23 protein-coding genes are annotated in these 25469 nt (G+C 59.9%); 11 read left to right on the top strand and 12 right to left on the bottom strand.

Annotated elements, in window-relative coordinates; genetic code table 11:
- Positions 1-32: 32 nt before the first annotated feature.
- The gene (locus GXB78_RS25425; protein WP_007908870.1) at positions 33-242 is read left to right on the top strand and encodes a cold-shock protein; all 210 of its coding nucleotides are present in this window, start codon (positions 33-35) and stop codon (positions 240-242) included.
- Positions 243-332: 90 nt separating this feature from the next.
- Here GXB78_RS25425 and GXB78_RS25420 read toward each other — a convergent pair whose 3' ends face one another.
- From GXB78_RS25420 to GXB78_RS25405, 4 genes are all read right to left on the bottom strand, one after another.
- Complete coding sequence (locus GXB78_RS25420; RefSeq protein ID WP_064364265.1) at positions 333-710, bottom strand: hypothetical protein; 378 nt, start codon at positions 708-710, stop codon at positions 333-335.
- Positions 711-785: 75 nt separating this feature from the next.
- The gene (locus GXB78_RS25415; RefSeq protein ID WP_329517480.1) at positions 786-1595 is read right to left on the bottom strand and encodes a putative RNA methyltransferase; all 810 of its coding nucleotides are present in this window, start codon (positions 1593-1595) and stop codon (positions 786-788) included.
- Positions 1595-2746, bottom strand: a complete 1152-nt coding sequence (gene dapE, locus GXB78_RS25410; RefSeq protein ID WP_329517479.1) for a succinyl-diaminopimelate desuccinylase — start codon at positions 2744-2746, stop codon at positions 1595-1597. The genes GXB78_RS25415 and dapE overlap by 1 nt, the downstream gene beginning before the upstream one ends.
- Before the next feature lie 204 nt (positions 2747-2950).
- The gene (locus tag GXB78_RS25405) at positions 2951-5539 is read right to left on the bottom strand and encodes a glycosyltransferase (RefSeq protein ID WP_329517478.1); all 2589 of its coding nucleotides are present in this window, start codon (positions 5537-5539) and stop codon (positions 2951-2953) included.
- A gap of 214 nt (positions 5540-5753) precedes the next feature.
- Between GXB78_RS25405 and tcdA the strand changes: the two genes are divergently transcribed.
- Positions 5754-6572 carry a tRNA cyclic N6-threonylcarbamoyladenosine(37) synthase TcdA gene (gene tcdA / locus GXB78_RS25400; protein ID WP_329517477.1) on the top strand — a complete coding sequence of 273 codons (819 nt, stop codon included), beginning with the start codon at positions 5754-5756 and terminating at the stop codon, positions 6570-6572.
- A gap of 89 nt (positions 6573-6661) precedes the next feature.
- Here tcdA and GXB78_RS25395 read toward each other — a convergent pair whose 3' ends face one another.
- The 4 genes from GXB78_RS25395 to GXB78_RS25380 all read right to left on the bottom strand — a co-directional run bounded on the left by GXB78_RS25395 (position 6662) and on the right by GXB78_RS25380 (position 9822).
- The gene (locus GXB78_RS25395; RefSeq protein WP_329517476.1) at positions 6662-7066 is read right to left on the bottom strand and encodes a SufE family protein; all 405 of its coding nucleotides are present in this window, start codon (positions 7064-7066) and stop codon (positions 6662-6664) included.
- Positions 7063-8268 carry an aminotransferase class V-fold PLP-dependent enzyme gene (locus GXB78_RS25390; protein ID WP_329517475.1) on the bottom strand — a complete coding sequence of 402 codons (1206 nt, stop codon included), beginning with the start codon at positions 8266-8268 and terminating at the stop codon, positions 7063-7065. The genes GXB78_RS25395 and GXB78_RS25390 overlap by 4 nt, the downstream gene beginning before the upstream one ends.
- Positions 8269-8394: 126 nt before the next feature.
- The gene (dapD, locus tag GXB78_RS25385; protein WP_329517474.1) at positions 8395-9429 is read right to left on the bottom strand and encodes a 2,3,4,5-tetrahydropyridine-2,6-dicarboxylate N-succinyltransferase; all 1035 of its coding nucleotides are present in this window, start codon (positions 9427-9429) and stop codon (positions 8395-8397) included.
- A 30-nt stretch (positions 9430-9459) separates the two neighbouring features.
- Positions 9460-9822: an ArsC family reductase gene (locus tag GXB78_RS25380; RefSeq protein ID WP_093104271.1), complete on the bottom strand. Its 363-nt coding sequence runs from the start codon at positions 9820-9822 to the stop codon at positions 9460-9462.
- Positions 9823-10113: 291 nt separating this feature from the next.
- Here GXB78_RS25380 and GXB78_RS25375 point away from each other — a divergent pair, with 291 nt between their 5' ends.
- Complete coding sequence (locus tag GXB78_RS25375; protein ID WP_329517473.1) at positions 10114-11745, top strand: Na+/H+ antiporter; 1632 nt, start codon at positions 10114-10116, stop codon at positions 11743-11745.
- Here GXB78_RS25375 and GXB78_RS25370 read toward each other — a convergent pair.
- The 4 genes from GXB78_RS25370 to map all read right to left on the bottom strand — a co-directional run bounded on the left by GXB78_RS25370 (position 11738) and on the right by map (position 17559).
- Positions 11738-12430, bottom strand: coding sequence for a M12 family metallopeptidase (locus GXB78_RS25370; RefSeq protein WP_329517472.1), 693 nt, complete (start codon positions 12428-12430; stop codon positions 11738-11740). The two genes, GXB78_RS25375 and GXB78_RS25370, sit on opposite strands and share 8 nt — an antisense overlap.
- Positions 12431-12634: 204 nt before the next feature.
- Positions 12635-13834 carry a succinyldiaminopimelate transaminase gene (gene dapC, locus GXB78_RS25365; protein ID WP_329517471.1) on the bottom strand — a complete coding sequence of 400 codons (1200 nt, stop codon included), beginning with the start codon at positions 13832-13834 and terminating at the stop codon, positions 12635-12637.
- 199 nt (positions 13835-14033) lie between these two features.
- A complete protein-coding gene (locus GXB78_RS25360; RefSeq protein WP_329517470.1) occupies positions 14034-16736 on the bottom strand; it encodes a [protein-PII] uridylyltransferase in 2703 nt (900 codons plus the stop codon).
- 40 nt (positions 16737-16776) lie between these two features.
- Positions 16777-17559 (bottom strand): type I methionyl aminopeptidase, encoded by a 783-nt coding sequence (gene map / locus GXB78_RS25355; RefSeq protein ID WP_329517469.1) that lies wholly within the window; start codon positions 17557-17559, stop codon positions 16777-16779.
- 372 nt (positions 17560-17931) lie between these two features.
- On the opposite strand from map, the gene rpsB reads away from it, so the two are divergent.
- The 8 genes from rpsB (at position 17932) to rseP (ending at position 25400) form a co-directional block, all read left to right on the top strand.
- On the top strand, positions 17932-18669 hold the full coding sequence (gene rpsB / locus GXB78_RS25350; RefSeq protein ID WP_003222119.1) for a 30S ribosomal protein S2: 738 nt from the start codon (positions 17932-17934) through the stop codon (positions 18667-18669).
- A gap of 191 nt (positions 18670-18860) precedes the next feature.
- Positions 18861-19724 carry a translation elongation factor Ts gene (tsf, locus tag GXB78_RS25345; RefSeq protein ID WP_041478130.1) on the top strand — a complete coding sequence of 288 codons (864 nt, stop codon included), beginning with the start codon at positions 18861-18863 and terminating at the stop codon, positions 19722-19724.
- Between the two features lie 208 nt (positions 19725-19932).
- A complete protein-coding gene (gene pyrH, locus GXB78_RS25340; protein WP_003222124.1) occupies positions 19933-20676 on the top strand; it encodes a UMP kinase in 744 nt (247 codons plus the stop codon).
- Positions 20673-21230 (top strand): ribosome recycling factor, encoded by a 558-nt coding sequence (gene frr / locus GXB78_RS25335; protein WP_007954771.1) that lies wholly within the window; start codon positions 20673-20675, stop codon positions 21228-21230. Before pyrH ends, frr begins: the two co-directional genes overlap by 4 nt.
- A 14-nt stretch (positions 21231-21244) precedes the next feature.
- Positions 21245-22000 carry a polyprenyl diphosphate synthase gene (gene uppS, locus GXB78_RS25330; RefSeq protein ID WP_016771475.1) on the top strand — a complete coding sequence of 252 codons (756 nt, stop codon included), beginning with the start codon at positions 21245-21247 and terminating at the stop codon, positions 21998-22000.
- The gene (locus GXB78_RS25325) at positions 22000-22806 is read left to right on the top strand and encodes a phosphatidate cytidylyltransferase (RefSeq protein WP_329517468.1); all 807 of its coding nucleotides are present in this window, start codon (positions 22000-22002) and stop codon (positions 22804-22806) included. Before uppS ends, GXB78_RS25325 begins: the two co-directional genes overlap by 1 nt.
- Positions 22803-23993 carry a 1-deoxy-D-xylulose-5-phosphate reductoisomerase gene (ispC, locus tag GXB78_RS25320; RefSeq protein ID WP_329517467.1) on the top strand — a complete coding sequence of 397 codons (1191 nt, stop codon included), beginning with the start codon at positions 22803-22805 and terminating at the stop codon, positions 23991-23993. Before GXB78_RS25325 ends, ispC begins: the two co-directional genes overlap by 4 nt.
- A gap of 54 nt (positions 23994-24047) precedes the next feature.
- Entirely contained in the window at positions 24048-25400 is a 1353-nt protein-coding gene (gene rseP / locus GXB78_RS25315) for a sigma E protease regulator RseP (protein WP_329517466.1), read from the top strand.
- Positions 25401-25469: the final 69 nt, after the last annotated feature.

The following is a 25469-nucleotide window of genomic DNA, read 5'->3' as shown; positions in this document are numbered from 1 at the left end:
CCTGTTCAATAATAAAAAAGGAGTATGAACAGATGGCAACACGCGAAACCGGCAACGTGAAGTGGTTCAACGACGCCAAAGGCTACGGCTTTATCCAGCGCGAAGACGGGGTGGACGTGTTCGTGCACTACCGCGCGATTCGCGGCGAAGGGCATCGCTCGCTGACCGAAGGTCAACAGGTCGAGTACGCGGTGATTACCGGCGAGAAGGGCTTGCAGGCTGAGGATGTTGTAGGTCTGTAACAGCAGCTTCAAGTTTCAAGCTGCAAGCCACAAGCTATAAGCAGTTCCGCTTGAGGCTTGCAGCTTGCAGCTCGTAACTTGCAGCTGCTTTTAAGCCGTTTTCCAGGTGATCTCTTCTTCTCCGTCTGCGCTGATGCGAATCCAGCGATCGGCGGTTTCTTCTCCTTCTTCTTCGACCCACGTCCCCGGTGCGCAACGCACTTCGACGTTCAGCGCGGCAAAGGCTGCGCGGGCGCAGGCGATGTCGTCATCCCAGGGCGTCTGGTCGCTTTCCAGGTACAGGCTGTTCCACTTGCCTACGGCTTTCGGCAGCCAGGTCACCGGCACGTTGCCGGCCTTGCACTTGTATGTCTGGCCTTTCTGTACCCAATCGCTGCACGGGCCCAGCGCTGCGCCGAGCCAGGCGGAAATGGCCTTGTGGTCGACGTCGGCGTCTTTCAGGTAAATCTCGATGTCCGGTTGGCGCATGGATGTCCTCACTGCGGGTCTGAAAAATCCATTCGCGGATTTAGCCGGCCACGGGCCTGTGCCCGAGACCAAAAGTTATTGAAGAACAAAATAATCGTAGCGCATCGACACGGTGGTCTCGAACGGCTCGGCCTGTTCGATCACTGCCGCGCGACGCTCGGCACTGGCACGCCAGCCGTGGGGCGTCATCGCCAGCAGGTTGGCGCGATCCTCGGGCTTGTCCAGGGTGAGCTTGAATTCCAGCGTTTCGCTATGTGCCAGCGCCATGCCGGCCGGCACCAGAGCCAGATGCTTGTCGTCGGTGTACTCGCGCACTTCGTCGTACAGGCGCTCGCGCAACTCCATCAGATGGCCGCGAGTCGGGCCGACTTTCATCAGGCCGCCGCCAACGCTGAGCAGACGCTTGGCTTCCTCCCAGTCCAGCGGACTGAAGACGCTGGCGAGAAACTGGCAGCTGCCCGAAGCCAACGGCACCCGCGCCATGCTGGCGATCAACCAGGTAAGCGCCGGGTTGCGCTTGCAGGCGCGTTTGACGGCTTCGCGGGAAATGTCCAGTGCATAGCCATCTGCATTGGGCAAAGCCTCGGCGATTTGCGCGGTGTAGTAACCCTCGCCACAACCGATGTCGACCCAGCGCTCCGGGGCAAAACTGGCTGCCAATTCAGCCAGACGTTTGGCCACTGGCGCGTAATGCCCTGCGTTGAGGAAATCACGCCGCGCTTCGACCATCGCCTGATTGTCGCCCGGGTCACGGCTGTTCTTGTGCTGCACCGGCAGCAGGTTCAGATAACCCTGGCGCGCACGGTCGAATCGATGCCCGGCGGGGCAGACCACGCCGTTGTCGACCGCGTTGAGCGGTTCACTGCAGATCGGGCATGCGAGCATCAGGCGAGCAACTTGATCAGGGTCTGGTAATAAATTTCGGTCAGCACATCCAGATCCGCCGCCAGCACGCGTTCGTTGACCTGGTGGATGGTCGCGTTGACCGGGCCCAGTTCAACCACTTGCGTGCCCATGGTCGCGATGAAACGACCATCCGAAGTCCCGCCGCTGGTCGACGCCTTGGTCTCGCGACCGGTGATGTCCTTGATGCTCGACGACACCGCATCGAGCAGCGCGCCCGGTTCGGTGAGGAACGGCAGGCCGGACAGCGCCCAGTCGATGTGCCAGTCCAGATCGTGCTTGTCGAGAATATCGGCAACGCGTTTCTGCAAGCCTTCGACGGTCGATTCGGTGGAAAAACGGAAGTTGAACACCGCCACCAGATCGCCCGGAATGACATTGGTCGCGCCGGTGCCGGAATTGAGGTTGGAAATCTGGAAACTGGTCGGCGGGAAGAAATCGTTACCATTGTCCCAGTGCTCGGCGGCCAGTTCCGCCAGCGCCGGAGCGGCGAGGTGGATCGGGTTCTTCGCCAGATGCGGGTAGGCCACATGACCCTGCACGCCTTTGACCGTGAGCCTGGCGCCGAGGGAGCCACGACGGCCGTTTTTCACCACATCGCCGACCAGCGTGGTGCTCGACGGCTCGCCAACGATGCACCAGTCCAGACGCTCGTTGCGCGCGACCAGACGCTCGACCACAGCCTTGGTGCCGTGATGCGCCGGGCCTTCTTCGTCGCTGGTGATCAGGAAGGCGACCTTGCCTTTATGGTTCGGATAGTCGGTGACGAAGCGTTCGGCGGCGACGGTCATCGACGCCAGGCTGCCTTTCATGTCCGCCGCGCCACGGCCACAGAGCATGCCGTGTTCGTCGATCACGGCGTTGAACGGGTCGATCTGCCATGCGGTAACCGGACCGGTCGGCACCACGTCGGTGTGACCGGCGAAGCACAGCACTGGACCGTCATTGTTGCCGTGAGTGGCCCAGAAGTTATCCACATCTTCGATGCGCATCGGCTCAAGAGTGAAACCGGCGTCGCCCAGGCGCAGCATCATCTGCTTCTGGCAGTCGGCGTCGACCGGGGTCACGGAGGGACGGCGGATCAGGTCGATGGCCAGTTGAAGGGTCGGCGATAGGTCGGCGTGGGCCGTCATGTAATAACTCCGGGGTGCGCACGGTAAACCTGTAGGAGCTGCCGAAGGCTGCGATCTTTTGATCTTGTTTTTGAAATCAACAGCAAAATCAAAAGATCGCAGCCTTCGTCAGCTCCTACGGGATGTGTTGGCATTGAAAAAGGCGACCATTCTAATGCAAAACGGCGACCCGAAGGCCGCCGTTTGACGTTAAGCAGTAACCGATCAAGCGGCGGCAGGCTCAGCCTGGGCCACAGGTTTGGGCAACGACGACAGGAACGCCATGATCAGCGCTGCCAGATATGGCAGCGACTGCACCAGCAGCATGGTCACCCAGAAGCGCATGTCATTGCTCGGCATGCCGTTGACCAGGAAGATCCCCAGCGCCGCGCCCCACAGCAACAGCATGATGAACAGCTCTTCACGCGCTTCGCTGATCGCCACCCAGAAGCCGTGGTTATCGGCGTTTTTCGGCGTGCGGAAGAACGGAATGCTGCTGGTGAAGAAACCGTACAGCACCGCTTTGGCGATGGTGTGCGACAACGCCAGGCCGGCCAGCGCCGCGCAGAACGCATCTTTCAGGTTCACCCCCACCGCGCGGCGGTAGAGGAAGATGATCTTGCCGACCTTGAACACGAACAGCGCCAGCGGCGGGATCGCGAAAATCAGCAACGGCGGATCGACCCGTTGCGGGACGATGATCATCGCCGCCGACCACAACAGCGCGCCGACGGTGAAGAAGATGTTCATGCCGTCAGCGACCCACGGCAGCCAGCCGGCGAGGAAGTGATAACGCTGGCCACGGGTCAGTTCGGTGTCCTTGCCGCGCAGCAGGCTGCGGGTGTGGCGCTTGATGATCTGGATCGCGCCATAGGCCCAGCGGAAACGCTGTTTCTTGAAGTCGATGAAGGTATCCGGCATCAGGCCCTTGCCGTAGCTGTCGTGGTAATACGCCGCCGACAGGCCTTTCTCGAACACGCGCAGGCCGAGTTCAGCGTCTTCACAGATGCACCAGTCAGCCCAGCCCAATTCCTCCAGTACCGAGCGGCGGGTCATGGTCATGGTGCCGTGCTGAATGATCGCATCACGGTCGTTGCGGGTGACCATGCCGATATGGAAGAAGCCTTTGTATTCGGCGTAGCAGAGCTTCTTGAAGGTGCTTTCGTTCTGATCGCGATAATCCTGCGGCGACTGCACCACGGCGATTTTCGGATCGGCGAAGTGCGGCACCATGTGCTTGAGCCAGTTCGGGTGCACGCAGTAATCGGAGTCGATCACCGCGATCACTTCGGCATCCTTGGCGGTATGCGGAATCAGGTAATTCAGCGCGCCGCCCTTGAAACCGGCCAGCGGCGATACGTGGAAGAACTTGAAGCGCGGGCCCAGTGTTTCGCAGTAATCGCGCACCGGTTCCCACACCGCCGGGTCCTTGGTGTTGTTGTCGATGATCAGGACTTCGAAGTCCGGGTAATCGAGGTTGGCCAAGGCGTCGAGGGTCTGTTTGACCATCTCCGGTGGCTCGTTGTAGCAGGGCACATGGATCGACACTTTCGGCCGATAGTCGGAATCGCCAAGCACTGGCAGGAATTCGCGCCGGCGCTTGTGAATCCACACCGCCTCGGCCAGTTCATGGGCCTCGGTGAGCAGGACGATGAATACTCCTAGCGCACCGAGCGCCAAAAGGAATCCGACGGTGAGGCTGAACCACGTGCTGTATTGCTGGCTGTAGTCGTAACCGATGTACACCAGCACCGAACCGCAGAGGAACGCGATGAACGTCAGGAACGTCCGGCCGCGCTGGCGCAGGGCCGAGCCGTCGATCATCAGCAGGGTCAGCGACAGCAGCGCCAGCACCACCGAGCCGATCGCCAGCACGCGCCATTGCGGAATCGCCACCACCGGGCCTTCGAAATTGAATTTCTGCTGGCGCGCGGCGTTGAACACACCCCAGTAGGCGCCGACCGAACCTTCGTCGCTGGCCTTCCACGGCTGGTCGAAGGCTTCGATCACGAAGTAGTTGAAGCCTTGGCGATTGAGCTTGTTGACCAGTGTGCGCAGATAAATCGCCTGATCGGCTGGCGATGCATCGGCACCACCGCGCATGCGCCCGTTGCTCGGCCAGCCGACTTCGGACAGCAGCAGCGGTTTTTTCGGGAACAGTTTTTTCAGATCGCGGGCGCGGTCGAAGACGAACTGGCCAGCCTTGTCGACGGGAATGAATTCCCAATAGGGCAGGACGTGGGCGGCGATCAAATCAACGTGCTTGGCCAGTTGCGGGTATTTCTCCCAGATGTGCCATTGTTCGGAGGTGGTCACCGGCACCTTGACGGCAGCGCGCACCCGATCCAGCAGAACGATCAAGGCCTCAGGGGTGATTTCCTCGCGAAACAGCGCCTCGTTGCCGACCACTACACGCACGACGCTGCGTGAGGTGTTGGCCAGTTCGATGGCTTTAACGATTTCCCGTTCGTTGCGTTCCTGATCCGGACTGATCCAGATACCGAGGGTCACGCGCAGGCCGAACTCCTCAGCCAGTTTCGGGATGTCACCCAGCGAACCGTCGACCGAATAGATACGGATGTTGTCGGTCAGCTTGCTCATGATTTCCAGGTCACGGCGCATCTCGTCGTCCGACGGGTACTGATCCCTTTGGGGGTACTGCCCCTGCTGGAATGGCGAATACGAGAAGCCGGAGATCTGCTGCGGCCAGTTCGGCGCCGTGACCGGGCGATTGACCAGCGCCCAGAAACCGGTGAACAGGGCAGCGATGGCCAGCACCACCACCAGGTTGAGTCCAAATTTACGCGATGACATAGCTGTTTCGGGTTCCAAAGGCTGTGGAACGAAGGATCGGTAGGCTATACGCCAAAGGGGCGCGCATCCTACACCGACAGTTCGCCGGTCGTACATCAGACAGGGAAATGGCTCACATTGGGCAAGCCTCTTTGACTTAAGTTCTTACACTTGTCGCTTGCCGCTTAAAACTTGTCGCTGCGTAGCCCTATAATGCGCGCCGGTTTTTGGGGTAATGGTCATGAGTACAGAAGATCCGCGGTTTGCAGGCATCGCCCGTTTGTATGGCATCGAGGGCCTGGAACGCTTGCGCGCCGCCCATGTGGCGATCGTCGGCGTCGGTGGCGTCGGTTCCTGGGCGGCGGAAGCCATGGCCCGTTGCGGGGTGGGAGAGATCTCGCTGTTCGACCTCGACGACGTCTGCGTCAGCAACGCCAATCGCCAGTTGCATGCGCTGGACAGCACTGTCGGCAAACCCAAGGTCGAGGTGATGGCCGAGCGCCTGCGCGGGATCAATCCTGATTGCACGGTGCACGCCGTGGCCGATTTCGTCACCCGCGACACCATGGCCGAATACATCACACCCTACATCGACTGCGTGATCGACTGCATCGATGCGGTCAACGCCAAAGCGGCGCTGATCGCCTGGTGCAAACGCCGCAAGATCCAGATCATCACCACCGGCGGAGCGGGCGGGCAGATCGACCCGACGCTGATTCAGGTCTGCGATCTCAACCGCACCTTCAATGATCCGCTGGCCTCGAAAGTGCGCTCGACCTTGCGTCGTGATTACGGTTTTTCCCGCACCGTGACCCGCCATTACAGCGTGCCGTGCGTGTTCTCCACGGAACAGCTGCGCTACCCGAAACCGGACGGCAGCATTTGTCTGCAGAAGAGTTTTGTCGGCGACGGCGTAAAGCTCGACTGCGCCGGCGGGTTTGGCGCGGTGATGATGGTCACCGCGACGTTTGGCATGGTCGCGGCGACCAAGGCTGTGGACAAGATTGTCGCGGGTGTGCGGCGCCCGGCGGATCGCATTAAACCCGAGGTTTGATCGGTGAGGCTGATGGCCTCTTCGCGAGCAGGCTCGCTCCCACATTGAAATGCATTCCCCTGTGGGAGCGAGCCTGCTCGCGAATGCGATTAGCGCGCCAACTCATTCATCCGCGTGAGCACGGCATTCAAACCATTACTGCGCGAAGGCGACAACTGGCGCGACAGCCCCAGCTGAGTGAACCACTCAGGCAGATCCACCTGCTGCAACTCCGCCGCCGACAAGCCATTGACCCGCAGTAGCAGCAAGGCCACTAATCCGCGAATCATCCGCGCATCGCTGCTCGCCCTGAACTGCCAGTACCCGTCGCGCAACTCCCCGACCAGCCACACCTGACTCTCACAGCCATGCACCCGATTGGCCTCGCACTTTTGCGCGTCATCCAGCGCCGGCAGACGATCACCAAACTGCATCAGCAACCGCGCCCGCTGTTCCCAGCCCGACGCATTCCGGAAAGTCTGCAGCGCTTCGGCTGCTTCAACCGGCAAGCTCATCGCAACAACTCCAGCGCTTGATCCAGCGCCTCGAAAAAGCGCTCGAGATCTTCCGAATCGTTGTACAGCGCCAGCGACACGCGAATCGCGCCGGCCAGTTCGAAACTTTTCATCAATGGCATGGCGCAGTGATGCCCGGCGCGCACGGCGATGCCCTGTTCGGTGAGCAAGTGCGCGAGATCGGCGTTGTGCACGCCTTCGACGACGAAACTGGCCAGCGCCAGTTGCGGCTTGCCCAGCAGACGAATGCCATTACGAGCGGCGAGGCCGCGCAGCAGATAGTCGTGCAGCGCCGCTTCGTGGGCCGACACGGCTTGCTGATCCAGCCCGGCCAGATAATCCAGGGTCGCGCCGAGTCCGATGACGCTGGCGATCGGCGGTGTGCCCGCCTCAAAACCCAGCGGCGCCGGACGAAAGCGCGAGTCGTGATAGTTGGCGTCCAGCACCATCTCGCCGCCAAATTGCCATGGCCGCAACTGCTCAAGCGCAGCGTTGCGCCCGAACAGCACGCCGAGGCCGTCGGGGCCGTAGAGCTTGTGGCTGGAAAACACATAGAAGTCGCAACCCAGCGCCTGCACATCATGCCGGCCGTGCACCACGCCTTGCGCGCCATCGACCACGGTCAGCGCGTTCTGCGCCTTGGCCATGGCGAGCAAAGCGGTCAGTGGCTGCCAGGCGCCGAGCACGTTGGACAACTGGCTGACCGCCAACAAACGGGTGCGCGGGCCGATCAGATGCACGGCGGCGGCAAGGTCAATCAGACCGTCGGCATCCAGCGGCAGGATCACCAGTTTCAGCTGACGGCGTTGCGCCAGTTGCTGCCACGGCAGCAGGTTGGCGTGATGCTCCAGGGCGCTGATGACAATCTCATCGCCCGGATTGAAAAGATGTTCCAGGCCATAGGCGAGGAGATTCAGTGCACTGGTGGCGCCGTGGGTGAAGATGATCTGCCCGCTGTCACCGGCATCCAGCCATTGGCCAACCTTGCGCCGACTGTCTTCGAATGCCTGCGTGGCATGGGCGCCGGGCAGGTGTTGCGCACGGTGCACATTGGCCGCGCCGTTGGCGTAGTAATGCGTCAGTGCGTCAAGCAGGGCCTGGGGCTTTTGCGTGGTGGCAGCGCTGTCCAGATAGGTCTGGTCTTGCCGTTGCAGCGCGGCGATGGCCGGGAAATCGGCGCGCCAGGGGGAGGGAATCATCATGTGTTCAGCCCTGTGAAATTGGGCGGGGTGTACGCCAAACCTTGTGGGAGCGAGCCTGCTCGCGAAAGCGTCCTTGAGGACGCCAGAAGCTTCGCGAGCAGGCTCGCTCCCACAGGCCTAAAGCGCTTAGTTGTGAGCGTGCAGCGCTTCGTTCAGTTCGATCGCCGATTTGTGGGTCTTGCACTCCACGGCACCGGTTTCCGAATTACGACGGAACAACAGGTCAGTCTGACCGGCCAGCTCACGCGCCTTCACTACCTTGACCAGGTTGTTGTTTTCGTCGAGCAGCGCCACCTTGGTACCGGCCGTTACGTACAGGCCGGACTCGACGGTGTTGCGGTCGCCCAGCGGAATACCGATACCGGCGTTGGCGCCGATCAGGCAGCCTTCGCCGACCTTGATCACGATGTTGCCGCCACCCGACAGGGTGCCCATGGTCGAGCAACCGCCGCCCAGGTCCGAACCCTTGCCGACGAAGACGCCAGCGGAAACGCGGCCTTCGATCATGCCCGGGCCTTCGGTGCCGGCGTTGAAGTTGATGAAACCTTCGTGCATGACGGTGGTGCCTTCACCGACGTAGGCGCCCAGACGCAGACGCGCGGCATCAGCGATACGCACGCCGGCCGGTACGACGTAGTCGGTCATTTTCGGGAACTTGTCCACCGAGAACACTTCCAGCAGCTCGCCGCGCAGACGCGCTTCGAGTTGCATTTCCGCCAGTTCGCTCAGGTCGATCGCGCCCTGGCTGGTCCATGCCACGTTCGGCAGCAGCGGGAAGATACCGGCGAGGCAGACGCCGTGCGGCTTGACCAGACGGTGCGAGAGCAGGTGCAGCTTGAGGTAGGCCTCAGGCGTGGAGGTCAGTTGCGCGTCTTCGGCCAGCAGCGTGGCGACCAGCGGCTTGTGGCTTTCGGCCAGACGGGTCAGCAGCTTGCCTTGCACGGCGTCGATGCCTTTCACCGCTTCAGCCAGTTGCGCCGCCTGGGCGGTGGTGAAGGTGATGGCCTGGTTGCCTTGGCTGTAACCGAGGATCGGCGCGACGGCGGCGACCAGCTCGGCCGAAGGGTTGAGCAGGGGTTGCGCATAAAACACTTCCAGCCATGCGCCTTGACGGTTCTGGGTGCCGACACCAAAGGCGATGCTGAACAGGGAATTGGACATGTGAATACCTCTACAAAGAGTGACGGCTGCTTACTTCAGAGCGGCCGCGTAGATATCTGGCTTGAAGCCAATCAGGGTTCGGTCACCGAGATCGAGCACCGGGCGCTTGATCATCGAAGGTTGCGCGAGCATCAGTTCGATGGCTTTCGACTGGTCGAGATCGGCTTTGCGTTCGTCGTCGAGTTTGCGAAAGGTCGTGCCGGCGCGGTTCAACACGGTTTGCCAGCCGTGCTCGTCGCACCATTGGGTCAGGTGCTCACGGTCAATGCCGGCAGTCTTGTAATCGTGAAAGTCATAGCTGACAGCGTGTTCATCGAGCCAGGTGCGCGCCTTTTTCATGGTGTCGCAGGCTTTGATGCCGAAAAGGTGCAACGTTTTACTTGAAACGGCCAAGGAATCGCCCCCTTTACAGGTGCTGGAAAAAAATGGTGACGGATTATGCCATGACCGGACGGTTTCGCGGCGCTCGCGGTCGATTTCCAACGCAAAACCCGGTAGGAGCTGACGAGTGAAACGAGGCTGCGATCTTCTGATCTTGACCACAGGAATAAAAAGATCGCAGCGTTCCGCAGCTCCTACAGGAGGGTCGTGCACAGAGGCTGCGACATAGGTGCAACGGTCAGCCACAGCCTAAGGCGCTAATATGGCAGTTCAACGCTGTCGATCGCCTGAGATTCTGGTTTTATGCAAACTGCTTACACCGTCCTGATCCTGCTGATGCTGGTCAGCGTCTCGCGCCTGGTGGGGCGGATCATCCCGCTGCCGTTGCCGCTGGTGCAAATCGCCGCCGGTGCCTTGCTTGCCTGGCCGAACCTGGGCCTGCACGTCGCCCTCGATCCCGAGCTGTTCCTGTTTCTGTTCTTGCCGCCGCTGCTGTTTTCCGATGGCTGGCGCATGCCCAAACGCGCGCTCTGGCAGTTGCGCGGACCGATCCTGACCCTGGCGGTCGGCCTGGTTCTGTTCACCGTGGTCGGGGCCGGCTATTTCATTCATTGGCTGTTGCCGACGATTCCGTTGCCGGTGGCCTTTGCTCTGGCGGCGGTGTTGTCGCCGACGGACGCTGTAGCCGTTTCAGCGATTTCGCAGAACCGTTTGCCGACGCCGCTGATGCACATGCTGCAAGGCGAGGCGCTGATGAACGACGCTTCGGGTCTGGTGACGTTCAAGTTCGCCCTCGCTGCAGCGGTTACGGGGGTGTTCTCGTTGACCAATGCCAGCCTGACGTTCGTCGCGGTGGCGCTGGGCGGCCTGGCAGTCGGCGTGGCGCTGAGCTGGCTGGTCGGGCGCCTGCGGGCGTGGATGATCGCCCGTGGCTGGGATGATCCGGCCACACACGTGGTGTTCATGTTGCTGCTGCCATTCGCCGCTTATGTATTGGCCGAGCGTTTGGGCGCATCGGGCATTCTTTCCGCGGTGGCGGCGGGGATGATGCAGAGCTGGCTCGATCTGCTGCCACGGCAGACCAGCACGCGATTGCTCAATCGCAGCGTCTGGTCACTGCTCGAATTCGCTTTCAATGGCTTGATCTTCTTGCTGCTCGGCCTGCAATTGCCAGACATCATCAAGGCCGTGGTCAACCACGAACCGACGCTGTGGCCGACGCTGTTCTATCGCTGTCTCGATGTGCTGGCGATTTTCGTCGCGTTGGTGCTGCTGCGGTTCATCTGGGTGCAAAGCATCTGGCGTTTGTCGATGTTGCTACGCCGGTTACGCGGCAAGGGTGAGCTGACGCAGGTGCCGACGGCGCGCTCTTGCTGGTTGCTCACGGTGGGCGGCGTACGCGGGGCGGTGACGCTGGCGGGCGTGATGTCGGTGCCGATGCTGATCGGCGCCGATGCGTTTCCCGAGCGTGATTTGCTGATTTTCATTGCCGCCGGAGTGATTCTGCTGTCGCTGGTCTCGGCCTGTATTGCCCTGCCATTACTGCTGCGCGGCATTGAAAAAAGTCCCGACGACAAGCGTCGTCAGGAAGTCCGTGATGCCTGGCGCAAGACTGCCGAGGCGGCGATTCACGCCTTGGAAGGCGAAGAAGTCGTACCGCAGGATGCCGCTCAAGCGGCGCTGGCGGCGGAGCTCAAGGCGCGGATCATGTCCGAATATCGCCATCAACTCGACGTTTTCAACGATTCCGCCGAAGCCCAGGCGCTGGCATTCCAGATGGATCTGCTCGAGCGGCGTTTGCGTTTGAAAGCGCTGCGCGCACAACGCCTGGAGCTCTACAGCCTCAGTCGTCAGCACCAGATTGGTGATGATGTGCTCAGAGAAGTGCTGGCCGATCTGGATTTGAGTGAGGCTAACCTGGGCCAGGTCAAATAATCTGAGTCCGATAATCAATGGCGGGATAACTTTGCCTGGCCAGGCGTTTGTCCCGTTCACTGAGTTTCATGTTGAAGGCAATCTCGAAGTTGCCGTGGGTCATGAAATTTGGTACCGGATAATGCATGATGGAAAGGCTGTCGTACTCCTCGTCGAAAGTATTGTTGCAACTATCGAGGCGGAATATATTCAGTTCAATTTCCTCGTCGTTCCAGCCCTGAGTTTCCTTGAAGTGCAGGTGCACAGCTTCTATATTCCATGGAATATTGGCATCGGGATGTAGATGGGCATGATGAAATCCCAGTGCATGTCCAAACTCATGCAGCAGCGTGGCTTCAAACGACGGGTCTTGCAGGGCGGCCTGAATGACCAGCGTAGGTTCTTCGCGATCGAACTCCAATGCTTCGGTGCCGATGGCTGACCAGTTCTCGTCGCCGTCCAGGGCGATACGGATCTGCCCTTGGCCTTTTTCGACCTGTGCAAATGTCAGGCTGACAAAAGGTTCCCATTGGCGAATTATCCGTTCAATCCGGTAGGCGGATTCATCGGGTAAATTCTCCATGAACGAAAAAGTTACCTCGCTGGCGTTGTCCCATAACCGGTTGGAACAGGCAATGGAACGCTTTTGGCGTTCTCCTGGGCGGAAGTTGTGACTGCGCATTTTGACGAAGGGGTAAGTGTGCATGATCAATGTCCATATTGATTTATTGGTTGGTTATGGTGCTGTTAGCAAGTTGTTTCTGAATCGATAAGAAGCGACGGAAAGTTACAGTAATTGAGCCGCTGAAGAGTATCTTTGGAAGAGTCGGCGTGGAAGTCGTTAATTGCTTTGATATGTATCGCAGTGATCAAGCCGCGCGCCAGATTGCCTGGCGCGGGCGGATATTACTTATTGTTGCCGAGTGATGAAGTCGCGAATGCGTTCAGCCGCTTCGACACATTCCGCCAATGGCGCAACCAACGCCATGCGCACGCGGCCTGCACCCGGATTGACGCCATCGACATCGCGAGACAGATACGAGCCCGGCACCACGGTCACATGCTCCTGCTCGAACAGATCACGGCAGAACGCCGCATCATCGCCCTGTACATTCGGCCAAAGATAGAAGCTGCCATCCGGACGCTGCACATCCATTACCGGCCTGAGGATGTTCAACACCGCGTCAAATTTCTCGCGATACAGCGCGCGGTTGGCGCGCACGTGCACTTCGTCATTCCACGCAGCGACGCTGGCCAGTTGGGTTTGTACCGGCATCGCGCAACCATGGTAGGTGCGATAGAGCAGGAAGCCTTTGAGAATGTCGGCATCGCCGGCAACGAAACCTGAACGCAGGCCCGGCAGGTTGGAGCGCTTGGACAGGCTGTGGAAGACCACGCAGCGCTTGAAGTCCTTGCGGCCCAGTTCAACGCAGGCGCTGAGCAGGCCCGGCGGCGGAGTCTGTTCGTCGAAGTACAGTTCGCTGTAGCACTCGTCGGCGGCGATCACGAAGTCATATTGATCAGCCAGCGCGATCAGCTTCTTCAGGGTCTCGACCGGAATCAGTGCGCCGGTCGGGTTGCCCGGCGAGCACAGGAACAGAATCTGGCAACGCTGCCAGATGTCTGGCGAAACGGCATCGAAGTCCGGGTTGAAGCCGTTTTCATCCAGGCATGGAAGGTAATGCGGCTTGGCCCCGGCGAGAAACGCCGCGCCTTCGTAGATCTGATAGAACGGGTTGGGGCTCACCACCAGTGCATCGTCGCCACGGTTGACCACGGTCTGGGTGAAGGCGAACAGCGCTTCGCGGGTACCGTTGACCGGCAGCACATTGCGCGCAGGATCGATCCAGCCGCTCGGCACGCCGAAACGTCGCTCGCACCAGCCGGCGATGGCTTCGCGCAGGGCCGGGATGCCGAGGGTGGTCGGATACACCGCCATCTGATCCAGATTGTTCGCCAGCGCTTCGGCGACGAAGCTCGGCGAACGGTGTTTCGGCTCGCCGATCGACAGGGCGATCGGGCGCTTGTCCGGGTTCGGCGTGACGCTGCCGAGCAGGGTGCGGAGCTTTTCGAACGGGTACGGCTGGAGCTGGTTCAGAGCGTTGTTCATGGAGGCCTCGGTCGATGTCGGAGGGCCAGGCGCAATATCAGGCTGGAACGAGGCCTGTGGGAGCGAGCCTGCTCGCGAAGAGGGTGGCCCATCCAACATTGATGCTGAATGACCGCTTCGCGAGCAGGCTCGCTCCCACAGGGTTTCATTGTCAGGCTGTCATTGGCGCTGGTCGGTCCGACAGGGAAAATTCATTGATTCAAATACTGATCCGCGAAAGTTTGATATCCGGTTCCTGATTGACGCTCAGCTGTTCGACGATCGCATCCTGCAAACGGCTGCACAGCAGCGGATCGGACAGCGGCTGGTTGTGCGCGTCGGTGATGAAGAACACGTCTTCCACGCGCTCGCCCAGGGTCGCAATCTTGGCGTTCTGCAGCGACAGGTCGAACTCGAGGAAAATCCCCCCGACCCGCGCCAGCAGGCCTGGCCGGTCGGGCGCGGTCAGTTCCAGCACGGTCACCGGCCGCTGGGCGTCGTTGTGAATCGTCACTTGCGGCGCAAATGCGAAATGCTTGAGCTGGCGCGGTACGCGGCGCTGGATGATCGTCGGGTAGTCGTCCGGGTTGCGCAGGGCTTCGGTCAGGCCTTCACGGATCTGCTTGATCCGCGCCGGGTTGTCGCCGATCGATTCACCTTCGTTGTCGAGCACGATGTAGGTGTCGAGGGTGAACTGGCTGCTCGAGGTGATCACCCGGGCGTCGTGAATGTTCAGGTTGAGCTGGTCCATCGCCGCCACGGTCACGGCGAAGAAGTCATGTTGGTCCGGGGCATAAATGAAGATTTGCGTGCCGCCCTCGAACTCGCGCTGGGTGGTTTCCTTGATCAGCACCAGCGGCCCGCCATCGACCGGTTGCTGCAGGATCGCATCGCTGTGCCAGGCGACGTCGCCGGCAGTGTGGCGCAGGAAATAGTCATCGCCCAGTTGCGCCCACAGTTGCTCGACATCGTCCGGGTCGGTGCCGCCACGCACCAGAATGTCCAGCGCGGCGCTTTGCGTCTGACGGATCTGCTCTTCGCGATCCACCGGATTTTCCAGACCGCGGCGCAGAGCGCGCTTGGTCTCGGTATAGAGCTGGCGCAACAGGCTGGCGCGCCATGAATTCCACAGCGTCGGATTGGTCGCGTTGATGTCGGCCACGGTCAGCACATAGAGGTAGTCGAGGCGGGTTTCGTCGCCGACCGCCTGGGCAAAATCGTGGATCACCTGCGGGTCGGACAGATCCTTGCGCTGCGCGGTGGTCGACATCACCAGGTGGTTTTGCACCAGCCAGACGATCAGGCGGCTGTCCCACACCGGCAACTGGTGGCGCTGGCAGAACGCTTCGGCATCGACCGCGCCGATCTCCGAGTGATCGCCATGCCGGCCCTTGCCGATGTCGTGGTACAGGCCGGCCATGTAGATCAGTTCGGGCTTGGGCAACTTGGCCATGAGTTTGGCGGCCAGCGGAAATTTCTCCGAGACCTGGGTGTACTGAAGTTTGCGCAGGTGCTTGATCAGATTCAGCGTGTGCGCATCGACCGTATAGATGTGGAACAGGTCATGCTGCATCTGCCCGACGATAAAGCCGAATTCCGGCAGATAACGGCCGAGAATGCCGTAACGGTTCATCCGCCGGAGATTTCGGTGGATGCCGATCTTGCACTTGAACAGCTCGATGAACAGGCTGGTGTTGCGAATGTCGTTGCGGAAGTTGTCGTCGATCAGATGACGATGTTCGCGCAGCAGACGAATGGTGTCGGCGCGCACGCCTTTGATTTCCGGCTGCTGGGCCATCAGCACGAAAATTTCCAGCATGGCGAACGGCGTGCGGCGGAACACATTGTCGTTGCGCGCTTCGATGTAGCCGTCATGTAGCTGGAAGCGTGCGTTGATCGGTTGCGGCGGCGCTTCGTCTTCCGGGGCGAGGATGACCTCCTCGAAATGCTGAATGATCAGGTCGCTGAGTTGGGCGATGCTCATCACCGTGCGGAAGTACTGCTGCATGAAGTTTTCGACCGCCTGCTTGGCGTCGTCACCCTCGAAACCGAGCAGGCCGGCAATGGTGCGCTGATGATCGAACAGCAAGCGGTCTTCCGAGCGGCCGGCGAGCATGTGCAAGGCATAACGCACCTTCCAGAGGAATTCCTGGGAGGAGGCGAGCAGGGCGTTTTCGCTCTCGACCAGAAAGCCTTCGCCAGCGAGGGCGCGCAGGTTCAGGGTGCCGTACTGGCGGCGGGCAACCCAGAGGATCGTCTGAATATCACGCAGGCCGCCGGGCGAGCCTTTGACGTTCGGTTCGAGGTTGTATTCGGTGTCGTTGTATTTGTGGTGACGGGCTTTCTGCTCGGCACGTTTGGCCAGGAAGAACTCCTTGGCCGGCCACATGTGCGCGGTACTGGTCACCTCGATCATGCGCTGGCGCAGACGCTCGGGGCCACAGATGGTGCGACTTTCCATCAGGTTGGTGACCACGGTCAGATCGGCGCGGGCCTCTTCGGCGCATTCGTCGACCGAACGCACGCTCTGGCCTACTTCCAGACCGATGTCCCACAGCAGCGTCAGAAAGCGCTCGATGGAATCGCGGAAAACTTCGTGATCGGCACTGTCCAGCAGGATCAGCAGATCAATGTCGGAATAAGGGTGCAGTTCGCCGCGACCGTAGCCGCCTACTGCCACCAGAGCAATATCGGCGTCTTCGCTCCAGTTGAACTGCTCCCAGGCCTTTTGCAGGATGTTGTCGACAAACCAGGCGCGGTCTTCGATCAGGCGGCGGATGTCGCGGCCATTGCGAAAACGCGTATCGAGGACCTCGCGGGCCTGGCGGATCGCCTTCTTGAACGCCGCGATGGGACTCGCTTTGAGGGCCAGTTCAGCCTGGAACTGGCCGCGGTCGAAGAGTTCGGGATCCACCTGCGGCATCGATTGGCTTTCCTTCTATAGGCTGGGAGCGTTTTGTGAATCAGGCCGAGACGCGCGGGATGGTGTCATCGCTGCGCAACGTGAAGATCTCGTAGCCGGTGTCGGTGACCAGCAGGGTGTGTTCCCACTGGGCCGAGAGCTTGCGGTCCTTGGTGATTGCAGTCCAGCCGTCGCCCAGTACCTTGGTGTCGGCCTTGCCCTGGTTGATCATCGGCTCGATGGTAAAGGTCATGCCGGCCTTCAGTTCCATGCCGGTGCCGGCGCGACCGTAGTGCAGGATCTGCGGTTCTTCGTGGAAAACCTTGCCGATACCGTGGCCGCAGAACTCGCGCACCACCGAGAAACCGTTCTTTTCCGCATGCTTCTGGATCACTTCGCCAATGTCGCCAAGGCGGCAGCCAGGTTTGACGATCTCGATTGCCTTGTACATGCATTCCTGAGTGATTTGCGACAGGCGCTCAGCCCACACCGGCACTTCGCCGACGTGGAACATGCGGCTGGTGTCGCCGTGGTAGCCATCCTTGATCACGGTAACGTCGATGTTCAAGGTATCGCCGTTTTTCAGCGGCTTGTCATTCGGGATGCCGTGGCAGACCACATGGTTGATCGAGGTGCAGATCGACTTCGGGTAGCCCTTGTAATTGAGCGGGGCAGGGATGGCTTCCTGCACATTGACGATGTAGTCGTGGCAGATCTGGTTGAGCTGATCGGTGGTCACGCCCGGTTTGACATGTTCGGCAATCATTTCCAGCACATCGGCGGCCAGTTTGCCGGCGACACGCATGCCAGCGATGTCCTCGGGAGTTTTGAGGTTGACGGTCATACAGGCTCTCTCTGCGCTCGGCGGCGCTTACGGATACGAATTGGGTGGCAGGTGTGGATTTGCGACCCTGAAAAACGCGATTCTAACAGACGGCAGGCGCAAATCCGCGCCTGCATGTCTGGCTTCTCTCTATACAATGGAGTCCGTCAGGCCGATTCCAAGGGGGCCGCGCCCATGTCGCGGGTGCGAATACAGATTCCGGGTTCCGTTTCTGCGCACCCTGTGGTATAAAATGCGCCGCTTTCCGGGGATGCCCCGAAAAGCTTAAATCCACACACGTGTCGACACGATGACCTGGGTGCCTTGGGCTTTATGCCTCTGGTTGGTCATTGGGATACGTGGAGGCCAAACCCGACTTATCAAGGAACTATCATGTCCCAAGTCAACATGCGCGATATGCTGAAGGCCGGTGTGCACTTCGGTCACCAAACCCGTTACTGGAATCCGAAAATGGGCAAGTACATTTTCGGCGCGCGTAACAAGATTCACATCATCAACCTTGAAAAAACCCTGCCAATGTTCAACGAAGCTTTGACTTTCGTAGAGCGTCTGGCCCAGGGCAAAAACAAGATTCTGTTCGTCGGCACCAAGCGTTCCGCTGGCAAGATCGTTGCTGAAGAAGCAGCACGTTGCGGTTCGCCGTACGTCGATCACCGCTGGTTGGGCGGCATGCTGACCAACTTCAAGACCATTCGTGCTTCCATCAAGCGTCTGCGTGACCTTGAAGTTCAAGCCGAAGACGGTACTTTCGCCAAGCTGACCAAGAAAGAAGCGCTGATGCGCTCCCGTGACCTTGAGAAGCTGGATCGTTCGCTGGGCGGCATCAAGGACATGGGCGGTCTGCCAGACGCGCTGTTCGTGATCGACGTTGACCACGAGCGCATCGCGATCACCGAAGCCAACAAGCTGGGCATCCCGGTCATCGGCGTTGTCGATACCAACAGCAGCCCGGAAGGCGTTGACTACATCATCCCAGGCAACGATGACGCCATCCGCGCTATCCAGCTGTACATGGGTTCGATGGCTGACGCAGTGATCCGTGGTCGCAACAATGTTGCTGGCGGTACTGTTGAATTCGCAGCTGAAGAAACTCAGGCTGCAGCTGAGTAATCGACGCCCCTGGCGTTGACTCAGTAAGCAAAAAGGGGGCTTGGCCCCCTTTTTGCCACCTCGAAAACCATTTGTCGGCGCCCACGTCTGTATTTGTAATGTGCGGCAGCCAACATGGGTGGTTCGGGAAGAATTGAACGCCCGTTCGATCGGGTGGAATGGTTGAAAACCTATCCAAGAGGAATTTGAAAATGGCAGCAATTACTGCAGCGTTGGTCAAAGAACTGCGCGAGCGTACCGGCGAAGGCATGATGGATTGCAAGAAGGCCCTGGAAAAGGCTGACGGCGACATCGAAAAAGCCATTGATGACATGCGTGCTTCGGGCGCCATCAAGGCTGCGAAAAAAGCCGGCAACGTTGCCGCTGAAGGCGCAATCGCCATCAAATCGAATGACAAGGCAGCCGTGCTGCTGGAAGTCAACTCGCAGACCGACTTCCTGGCCCTGCAAGACGACTTCAAGAACTTCGTTGCTGCCAGCGTAGAAAAAGCCTTCGACGAAAAACTGACCGACGCAGCTCCGCTGATCGCCGCTCAGGAAGCGGCTCGTGAAGCGCTGGTTGCCAAAGTCGGCGAGAACGTCAACATCCGTCGTCTGGTACGCGTAGAAGGTGACGTTGTCGGCACTTACCTGCACGGTAACAAGATCGGTGTTGCTGTTGTCCTGAAAGGCGGTGACGTCGAGCTGGCCAAGGACATCGCAATGCACGTTGCTGCAAGCAACCCTGAGTTCCTGCTGCCTTCGCAAGTCTCCGACGAAGCGATCGAGCGTGAGAAGGCTGTGTTCCTGCAGCTGAACGAAGAAAAGATCAAAGGCAAGCCGGAAAACATTGTTGAGAACATGGTCAAGGGCCGTATCAGCAAGTTCCTGGCAGAAGCAAGCCTGGTCGAGCAGGCGTTCGTCAAGAACCCTGAAGTCAAGGTTGGCGAACTGGCCAAGAAAGCCGGTGCTGAAATCGTTTCCTTCACTTACTTCAAAGTAGGCGAAGGCATCGAGAAGCCGGTCGACAACTTCGCTGAAGAAGTTGCTGCCCAGCTGGCTGCCGCCAAGCAATAAGACGGTTTTTCAACTGTCGCCCGAGAGAGGCTGCCCGCTTACGCGCGCAGCCTCTTTTCAGATGGGTTACCAATTTTTATTTGGTTTCCACCCGGAACTGACTTACAAAGCCATGTTCCGATGGCGCTGCAGCAGCGCCAAGCTAGAGTGAACGCCAGCTGTAAACAGCTCGCAAAGAATTTTAAATACGCCGCAGGAGAGATTCGCAATGGCTCAGCAGGGCAGTGGTTATCAGGCTCGCTATAAACGCATTCTACTCAAGCTTAGCGGCGAGGCCCTGATGGGCTCGGAAGAGTTCGGGATCGATCCCAAGGTTCTGGATCGCATGGCGCTGGAAGTCGGCCAACTGGTCGGCATCGGCGTCCAGGTCGGTCTGGTGATCGGCGGTGGCAACCTGTTCCGTGGCGAAGCCCTGAGCAAAGCCGGTATGGATCGGGTCACGGGCGACCACATGGGCATGCTGGCCACTGTGATGAACGCCCTGGCCATGCGCGATGCGCTGGAACGTGCCAATATCTCGGCCATCGTCATGTCGGCCATTTCCATGGTTGGCGTAACCGATCACTACGATCGCCGCAAAGCCATGCGCCACCTGAACTCCAAGGACGTCGTGATCTTCGCGGCCGGTACCGGCAATCCGTTCTTCACCACGGATTCGGCAGCCTGCCTGCGTGCAATCGAAATCGACGCCGACGTTGTGCTCAAGGCCACCAAGGTTGATGGCGTCTACACCGCAGACCCGTTCAAAGACCCGCATGCCGAGAAGTTCGATCATCTGACCTATGATGAAGTACTGGATCGCAAGCTGGGCGTAATGGATCTGACTGCTATCTGCCTGTGCCGCGATCACAAGATGCCGCTGCGCGTATTCAACATGAACAAGCCCGGCGCCCTGCTGAACATTGTGCACGGCGGCGCTGAAGGGACTTTGATCGAGGAAGGCCAACAATGATCAACGAAATCAAGAAAGACGCCCAAGCGCGTATGCAGAAATCCCTGGAATCTCTGAACCACGCGTTCGGCCAGATTCGTACCGGCAAGGCTCACCCGAGCATCCTCGGCAGCGTCATGGTGCCTTACTACGGCACTGACACCCCGCTGAGCGGCGTTGCCAACGTCACCGTGAAGGACTCGCGTACCCTGCAGGTCGTGGCGTTCGAGCGCAACATGCTCGCAGCCGTCGACAAGGCGATCCAGAGCGCCGGTCTGAACCTCAACCCGACCAACCTGGGTGAGTTGCTGCTGATCCCGATGCCGGCCCTGACCGAGGAAACGCGTAAAGGCTTCACCAAACAGGCCCGTAGCGCCGCCGAAGACGCACGCGTTGCCGTGCGCAACATTCGTCGTGACGCATTGGGCGAGCTGAAAAAACTGGTCAAGGACAAGGAAATCAGCGAAGACGAAGAACGTCGTGCCATCGCTGATATCGATAAGCTGACCAAAGAATCCGAGGCCCAGATCACCAAGGCCACGGACGAGAAAGAAAAAGACCTGATGGCCGTATAAGGGTCGAGCTTTAAATGGACAAGACCAAGCAGACTGCGCCGTCCGCGGTGCCGCGCCATGTCGCGATCATCATGGATGGCAATAATCGCTGGGCGAAAAAACGCTTCATGCCGGGTGTCGCCGGGCATAAAGCGGGCGTGGATGCTGTGCGGGCGGTGATCGAGGTGTGCGCTGAGGCCAAGGTCGAAGTCCTGACCCTGTTCGCCTTCTCCAGTGAAAACTGGCAGCGCCCGGCCGATGAGGTCAGTGCCTTGATGGATCTGTTTTTCAAGGCGCTGCGTCGTGAGGCCAAGCGCCTCAACGACAACAACATCAGCCTGCGCATCATAGGCGATCGCTCGCGTTTCCACCCTGAGCTTCAGGCGGCGATGCGCGAGGCCGAGGCCATGACCGTCGGTGCCAACCGCTTTGTCCTGCAGATCGCCGCCAACTATGGTGGTCAGTGGGATATTGCCCAGGCTGCGCAACGTCTGGCGCGTGAAGTCCAGGCCGGGCACTTGCGCCCGGAGGACATCACCCCGGATCTGCTGCAGACCTGTCTGGCCACCGGCGATCTGCCGTTGCCTGACCTGTGCATCCGCACCGGTGGCGAGCATCGCATCAGTAATTTCCTGCTGTGGCAGCTGGCCTACGCCGAGCTGTACTTCTCCGACCTGTTCTGGCCGGACTTCAAACACGACGCCATGCGCACCGCGCTGGCCGATTTCGCTTCGCGCCAGCGTCGCTTCGGTAAAACGAGCGAACAGGTCGAAGCTGGAGCCCGGGTTTAATGCTTAAACAACGAATCATCACTGCACTGATCCTGCTGCCGATTGCCTTGTGCGGGTTTTTCCTGCTCAAAGGTGCCGGCTTCGCGCTGTTCATTGGCCTGGTAGTCAGCCTCGGTGCCTGGGAATGGGCGCGTCTGGCCGGCTTCACCGCACAATCGTTCCGCGTCGGCTTTGCCGCCGTTGTCGCCTTGATGCTGTTCGTCATGTATGTGCTGCCCGGGCTTGCCCCCTGGGTGCTCGGTGCATCGGTGATCTGGTGGGCCATCGCCACCTATCTGGTGCTGACTTACCCGGGCTCCAGCGCACGCTGGTCCACAGCGGCGACCAAGTTGGTCATTGGCCTGCTGATCCTGCTGCCTGCATGGCAGGGCCTGGTGCAGATCAAGCAGTATCCGTTGGGTAACTGGTTGATCATGGCGGTGATGGTGTTGGTCTGGGGCGCGGACATCGGCGCTTACTTTTCCGGGCGCAAGTTCGGCAAGCGCAAGCTCGCACCCCAAGTCAGCCCGGGCAAAAGCTGGGAAGGCGTCTATGGTGGTCTGGCTCTGAGCCTGGTGATTACCGCGATTGTCGGGCTGGTGCGCGACTGGACCGTGGCCGAGCTGCTCAAGGGCTTGATCGGCGCTGCGGTGATCGTCTTCATTTCCGTGGTCGGTGACCTCACCGAGAGCATGTTCAAGCGCCAGTCCGGCATCAAGGACAGCAGTAATCTGCTGCCCGGCCATGGTGGCGTGCTGGATCGCATCGACAGTCTGACCGCAGCCATTCCGGTGTTTGCCGTATTGCTCTGGATGGCCGCACCGTGAGTCGCCCGCAGCAGATTACTGTATTGGGTGCGACCGGTTCGATCGGTCTGAGCACCCTGGATGTGATTGCCCGTCATCCTGAGCGTTATCAGGTTTTCGCCTTGAGTGGCTTTTCGCGTCTGAGCGAATTGCTCGCGTTGTGCGTGCGTCATGTGCCGCAATTTGCTGTGGTGCCCGAAGGTGCTGCGGCGCGCGGTTTACAGGATGACTTGCGTGCAGCGGGCTTGGCGACTCGCGTGCTGGTCGGCGAGGAGGGCCTGAGTCAGGTTGCCTCGGCGCCTGAAGTCGATGCGGTAATGGCGGCCATTGTCGGTGCGGCCGGGTTGCGTCCGACACTGGCGGCGGTCGAGGCGGGCAAGAAGATTTTGCTGGCCAACAAGGAAGCGCTGGTGATGTCCGGCGCTCTGTTCATGCAGGCCGTGCGCAAAAGCGGCTCGGTACTGCTGCCGATCGATAGCGAACACAACGCGATTTTTCAATGCATGCCCGCAGATTTCGCGCGCGGCTTGAGCTCGGTGGGGGTGCGGCGGATTTTGCTGACGGCCTCTGGCGGCCCGTTCCGGCAGACGCCGATGGCCGAGCTGGCGCATGTGTCGCCTGAACAGGCTTGCGCGCATCCGAACTGGTCCATGGGGCGCAAGATCTCCGTGGATTCGGCGAGCATGATGAACAAGGGCCTGGAGCTGATCGAAGCTTGCTGGTTGTTCGATGCCAAACCGGCTCAGGTTGAAGTGGTCATTCATCCGCAGAGCGTGATCCACTCCCTGGTCGATTACGTCGATGGCTCGGTGCTGGCGCAATTGGGTAACCCGGATATGCGCACGCCGATCGCCAATGCCCTGGCCTGGCCGGAACGTATCGATTCCGGCGTTCCACCACTGGATCTGTTTGCCATTGCGCGACTGGATTTCGAAGCACCCGATGAAAGCCGTTTCCCCTGCCTGCGTCTGGCCCGGCAGGCGGCCGAAGCCGGCGACAGCGCGCCGGCGATGCTCAACGCGGCCAACGAAGTAGCCGTGGCAGCGTTTCTCGACGGACGGGTTCGCTACCTGGAAATCGCGAGTATCATCGAGGAAGTCATGAATCTGGAGCCGGTGGTGGCTCTGAACGACCTTGACTCCGTGTTTACGGCGGACGCGAAAGCGCGAATGCTGGCCGAGCAATGGTTGAGTCGGTACGGCCGATAATTTTTGCAACACAATGGCGACACGCGACACTGAACGGGACTGCGGAGAAAGTAGATGAGCGCGCTCTATATGATTGCCGGCACCCTGATCGCCCTGGGTGTGCTGGTCACCTTCCACGAATTCGGCCACTTCTGGGTCGCGCGTCGCTGTGGCGTCAAGGTTCTGCGTTTTTCCGTGGGCTTTGGCATGCCGTTGCTGCGCTGGCACGACAAGCAAGGCACCGAATTTGTGGTCGCCGCGATTCCGCTGGGCGGCTACGTCAAGATGCTCGACGAGCGCGAAGGCGAAGTGCCGGTCGATCAGCTTGATCAGTCATTCAATCGCAAATCGGTGCGTCAGCGTATCGCCATTGTCGCAGCCGGCCCGATTGCCAACTTCCTCCTGGCACTGGTGTTCTTCTGGGTCTTGGCGATGCTCGGCAGCGAGCAGGTGCGTCCGGTCATCGGTGCGGTCGAGTCTGGCAGCATTGCCGCCAAGGCAGGTCTGAGCGCCGGCCAGGAGATTGTCTCGATCGATGGCGAGCCGACGTCGGGTTGGGCAGCGGTCAATCTGCAACTGGTTCGTCGTCTTGGTGAGAGCGGCGCCATTCAATTGCTGGTGCGCGAGCAGGGCTCGACCGCTGAGTCGCCGCGCACGCTGGCTCTGGATAACTGGCTCAAAGGTGCCGACGAGCCGGATCCGATTCGCTCGCTGGGTATTCGTCCATGGCGTCCGGCCTTGCCGCCGGTGCTTGCCGAACTCGATCCGAAAGGTCCGGCGCAGGCAGCCGGGCTGAAAACCGGCGATCGCTTGCTGGCCCTTGATGGCAAGCCACTCGATGACTGGCAGCAGGTGGTCGATACCGTCCGCACGCGTCCTGATACCAAAATCATGCTGCGCATCGAGCGCGACAATGCTCAAATCGACGTCCCTGTAACGCTGGCGGCGCGCGGTGAAAGCAAATCGCCAAGCGGTTATCTGGGCGCTGGCGTCAAAGCCATCGACTGGCCGCCGGAAATGATCCGCGAGGTCAGTTATGGTCCACTGGCCGCGATTGGTGAGGGTGCCCGTCGCACTTGGACCATGAGCATTCTGACGCTGGATTCACTGAAGAAAATGCTGTTCGGCGAGCTCTCGGTAAAAAACTTGAGTGGACCGATAACCATTGCTAAAGTGGCGGGCGCTTCTGCCCAGTCGGGCGTCGCTGATTTCCTGAATTTCCTTGCTTATCTGAGTATTAGCCTGGGCGTTCTGAATTTGCTGCCCATTCCTGTACTGGATGGGGGGCATTTGTTGTTTTATCTGATCGAGTGGGTGCGTGGTCGCCCCTTGTCGGATCGGGTGCAAGGTTGGGGGATACAGATCGGTATCAGTTTGGTGGTCGGGGTGATGTTGCTTGCTCTGGTCAACGATCTGGGTCGACTGTAACGCTTCGCTGAATTGCGAATCTGCCGCATTTTGCGGCAGTTTGTTTATTGCCAGTTGGAATAAGAAAGG

It is taken from the genome of Pseudomonas moraviensis subsp. stanleyae, from assembly GCF_036283065.1.
GTDB classification, from domain to species: Bacteria; Pseudomonadota; Gammaproteobacteria; order Pseudomonadales; family Pseudomonadaceae; genus Aquipseudomonas; species Aquipseudomonas stanleyae.
The sequence above is the reverse complement of the archived record's forward strand: the minus strand, read 5'-3'. Positions and strand labels throughout refer to the sequence as shown.

Bases quoted from the DNA above. Each gene is read 5' to 3' on its own strand.
- frr (WP_007954771.1), top strand. From the start codon at position 20,673: ATGATCAACGAAATCAAGAAAGACGCCCAAGCGCGTATGCAGAAATCC.
- GXB78_RS25375 (WP_329517473.1), top strand. From the start codon at position 10,114: ATGCAAACTGCTTACACCGTCCTGATCCTGCTGATGCTGGTCAGCGTC.
- GXB78_RS25405 (WP_329517478.1), bottom strand. From the start codon at position 5,539: ATGTCATCGCGTAAATTTGGACTCAACCTGGTGGTGGTGCTGGCCATC.
- GXB78_RS25395 (WP_329517476.1), bottom strand. From the start codon at position 7,066: ATGAGCTTGCCGGTTGAAGCAGCCGAAGCGCTGCAGACTTTCCGGAAT.
- GXB78_RS25370 (WP_329517472.1), bottom strand. From the start codon at position 12,430: ATGCACACTTACCCCTTCGTCAAAATGCGCAGTCACAACTTCCGCCCA.
- pyrH (WP_003222124.1), top strand. From the start codon at position 19,933: ATGGCTCAGCAGGGCAGTGGTTATCAGGCTCGCTATAAACGCATTCTA.
- map (WP_329517469.1), bottom strand. From the start codon at position 17,559: ATGACCGTCAACCTCAAAACTCCCGAGGACATCGCTGGCATGCGTGTC.
- GXB78_RS25425 (WP_007908870.1), top strand. From the start codon at position 33: ATGGCAACACGCGAAACCGGCAACGTGAAGTGGTTCAACGACGCCAAA.
- tcdA (WP_329517477.1), top strand. From the start codon at position 5,754: ATGGTCATGAGTACAGAAGATCCGCGGTTTGCAGGCATCGCCCGTTTG.
- GXB78_RS25390 (WP_329517475.1), bottom strand. From the start codon at position 8,268: ATGATGATTCCCTCCCCCTGGCGCGCCGATTTCCCGGCCATCGCCGCG.
- GXB78_RS25415 (WP_329517480.1), bottom strand. From the start codon at position 1,595: ATGCTCGCATGCCCGATCTGCAGTGAACCGCTCAACGCGGTCGACAAC.
- GXB78_RS25420 (WP_064364265.1), bottom strand. From the start codon at position 710: ATGCGCCAACCGGACATCGAGATTTACCTGAAAGACGCCGACGTCGAC.
- dapE (WP_329517479.1), bottom strand. From the start codon at position 2,746: ATGACGGCCCACGCCGACCTATCGCCGACCCTTCAACTGGCCATCGAC.
- GXB78_RS25325 (WP_329517468.1), top strand. From the start codon at position 22,000: ATGCTTAAACAACGAATCATCACTGCACTGATCCTGCTGCCGATTGCC.
- dapC (WP_329517471.1), bottom strand. From the start codon at position 13,834: ATGAACAACGCTCTGAACCAGCTCCAGCCGTACCCGTTCGAAAAGCTC.
- uppS (WP_016771475.1), top strand. From the start codon at position 21,245: ATGGACAAGACCAAGCAGACTGCGCCGTCCGCGGTGCCGCGCCATGTC.
- tsf (WP_041478130.1), top strand. From the start codon at position 18,861: ATGGCAGCAATTACTGCAGCGTTGGTCAAAGAACTGCGCGAGCGTACC.
- dapD (WP_329517474.1), bottom strand. From the start codon at position 9,429: ATGTCCAATTCCCTGTTCAGCATCGCCTTTGGTGTCGGCACCCAGAAC.
- GXB78_RS25360 (WP_329517470.1), bottom strand. From the start codon at position 16,736: ATGCCGCAGGTGGATCCCGAACTCTTCGACCGCGGCCAGTTCCAGGCT.
- rseP (WP_329517466.1), top strand. From the start codon at position 24,048: ATGAGCGCGCTCTATATGATTGCCGGCACCCTGATCGCCCTGGGTGTG.
- rpsB (WP_003222119.1), top strand. From the start codon at position 17,932: ATGTCCCAAGTCAACATGCGCGATATGCTGAAGGCCGGTGTGCACTTC.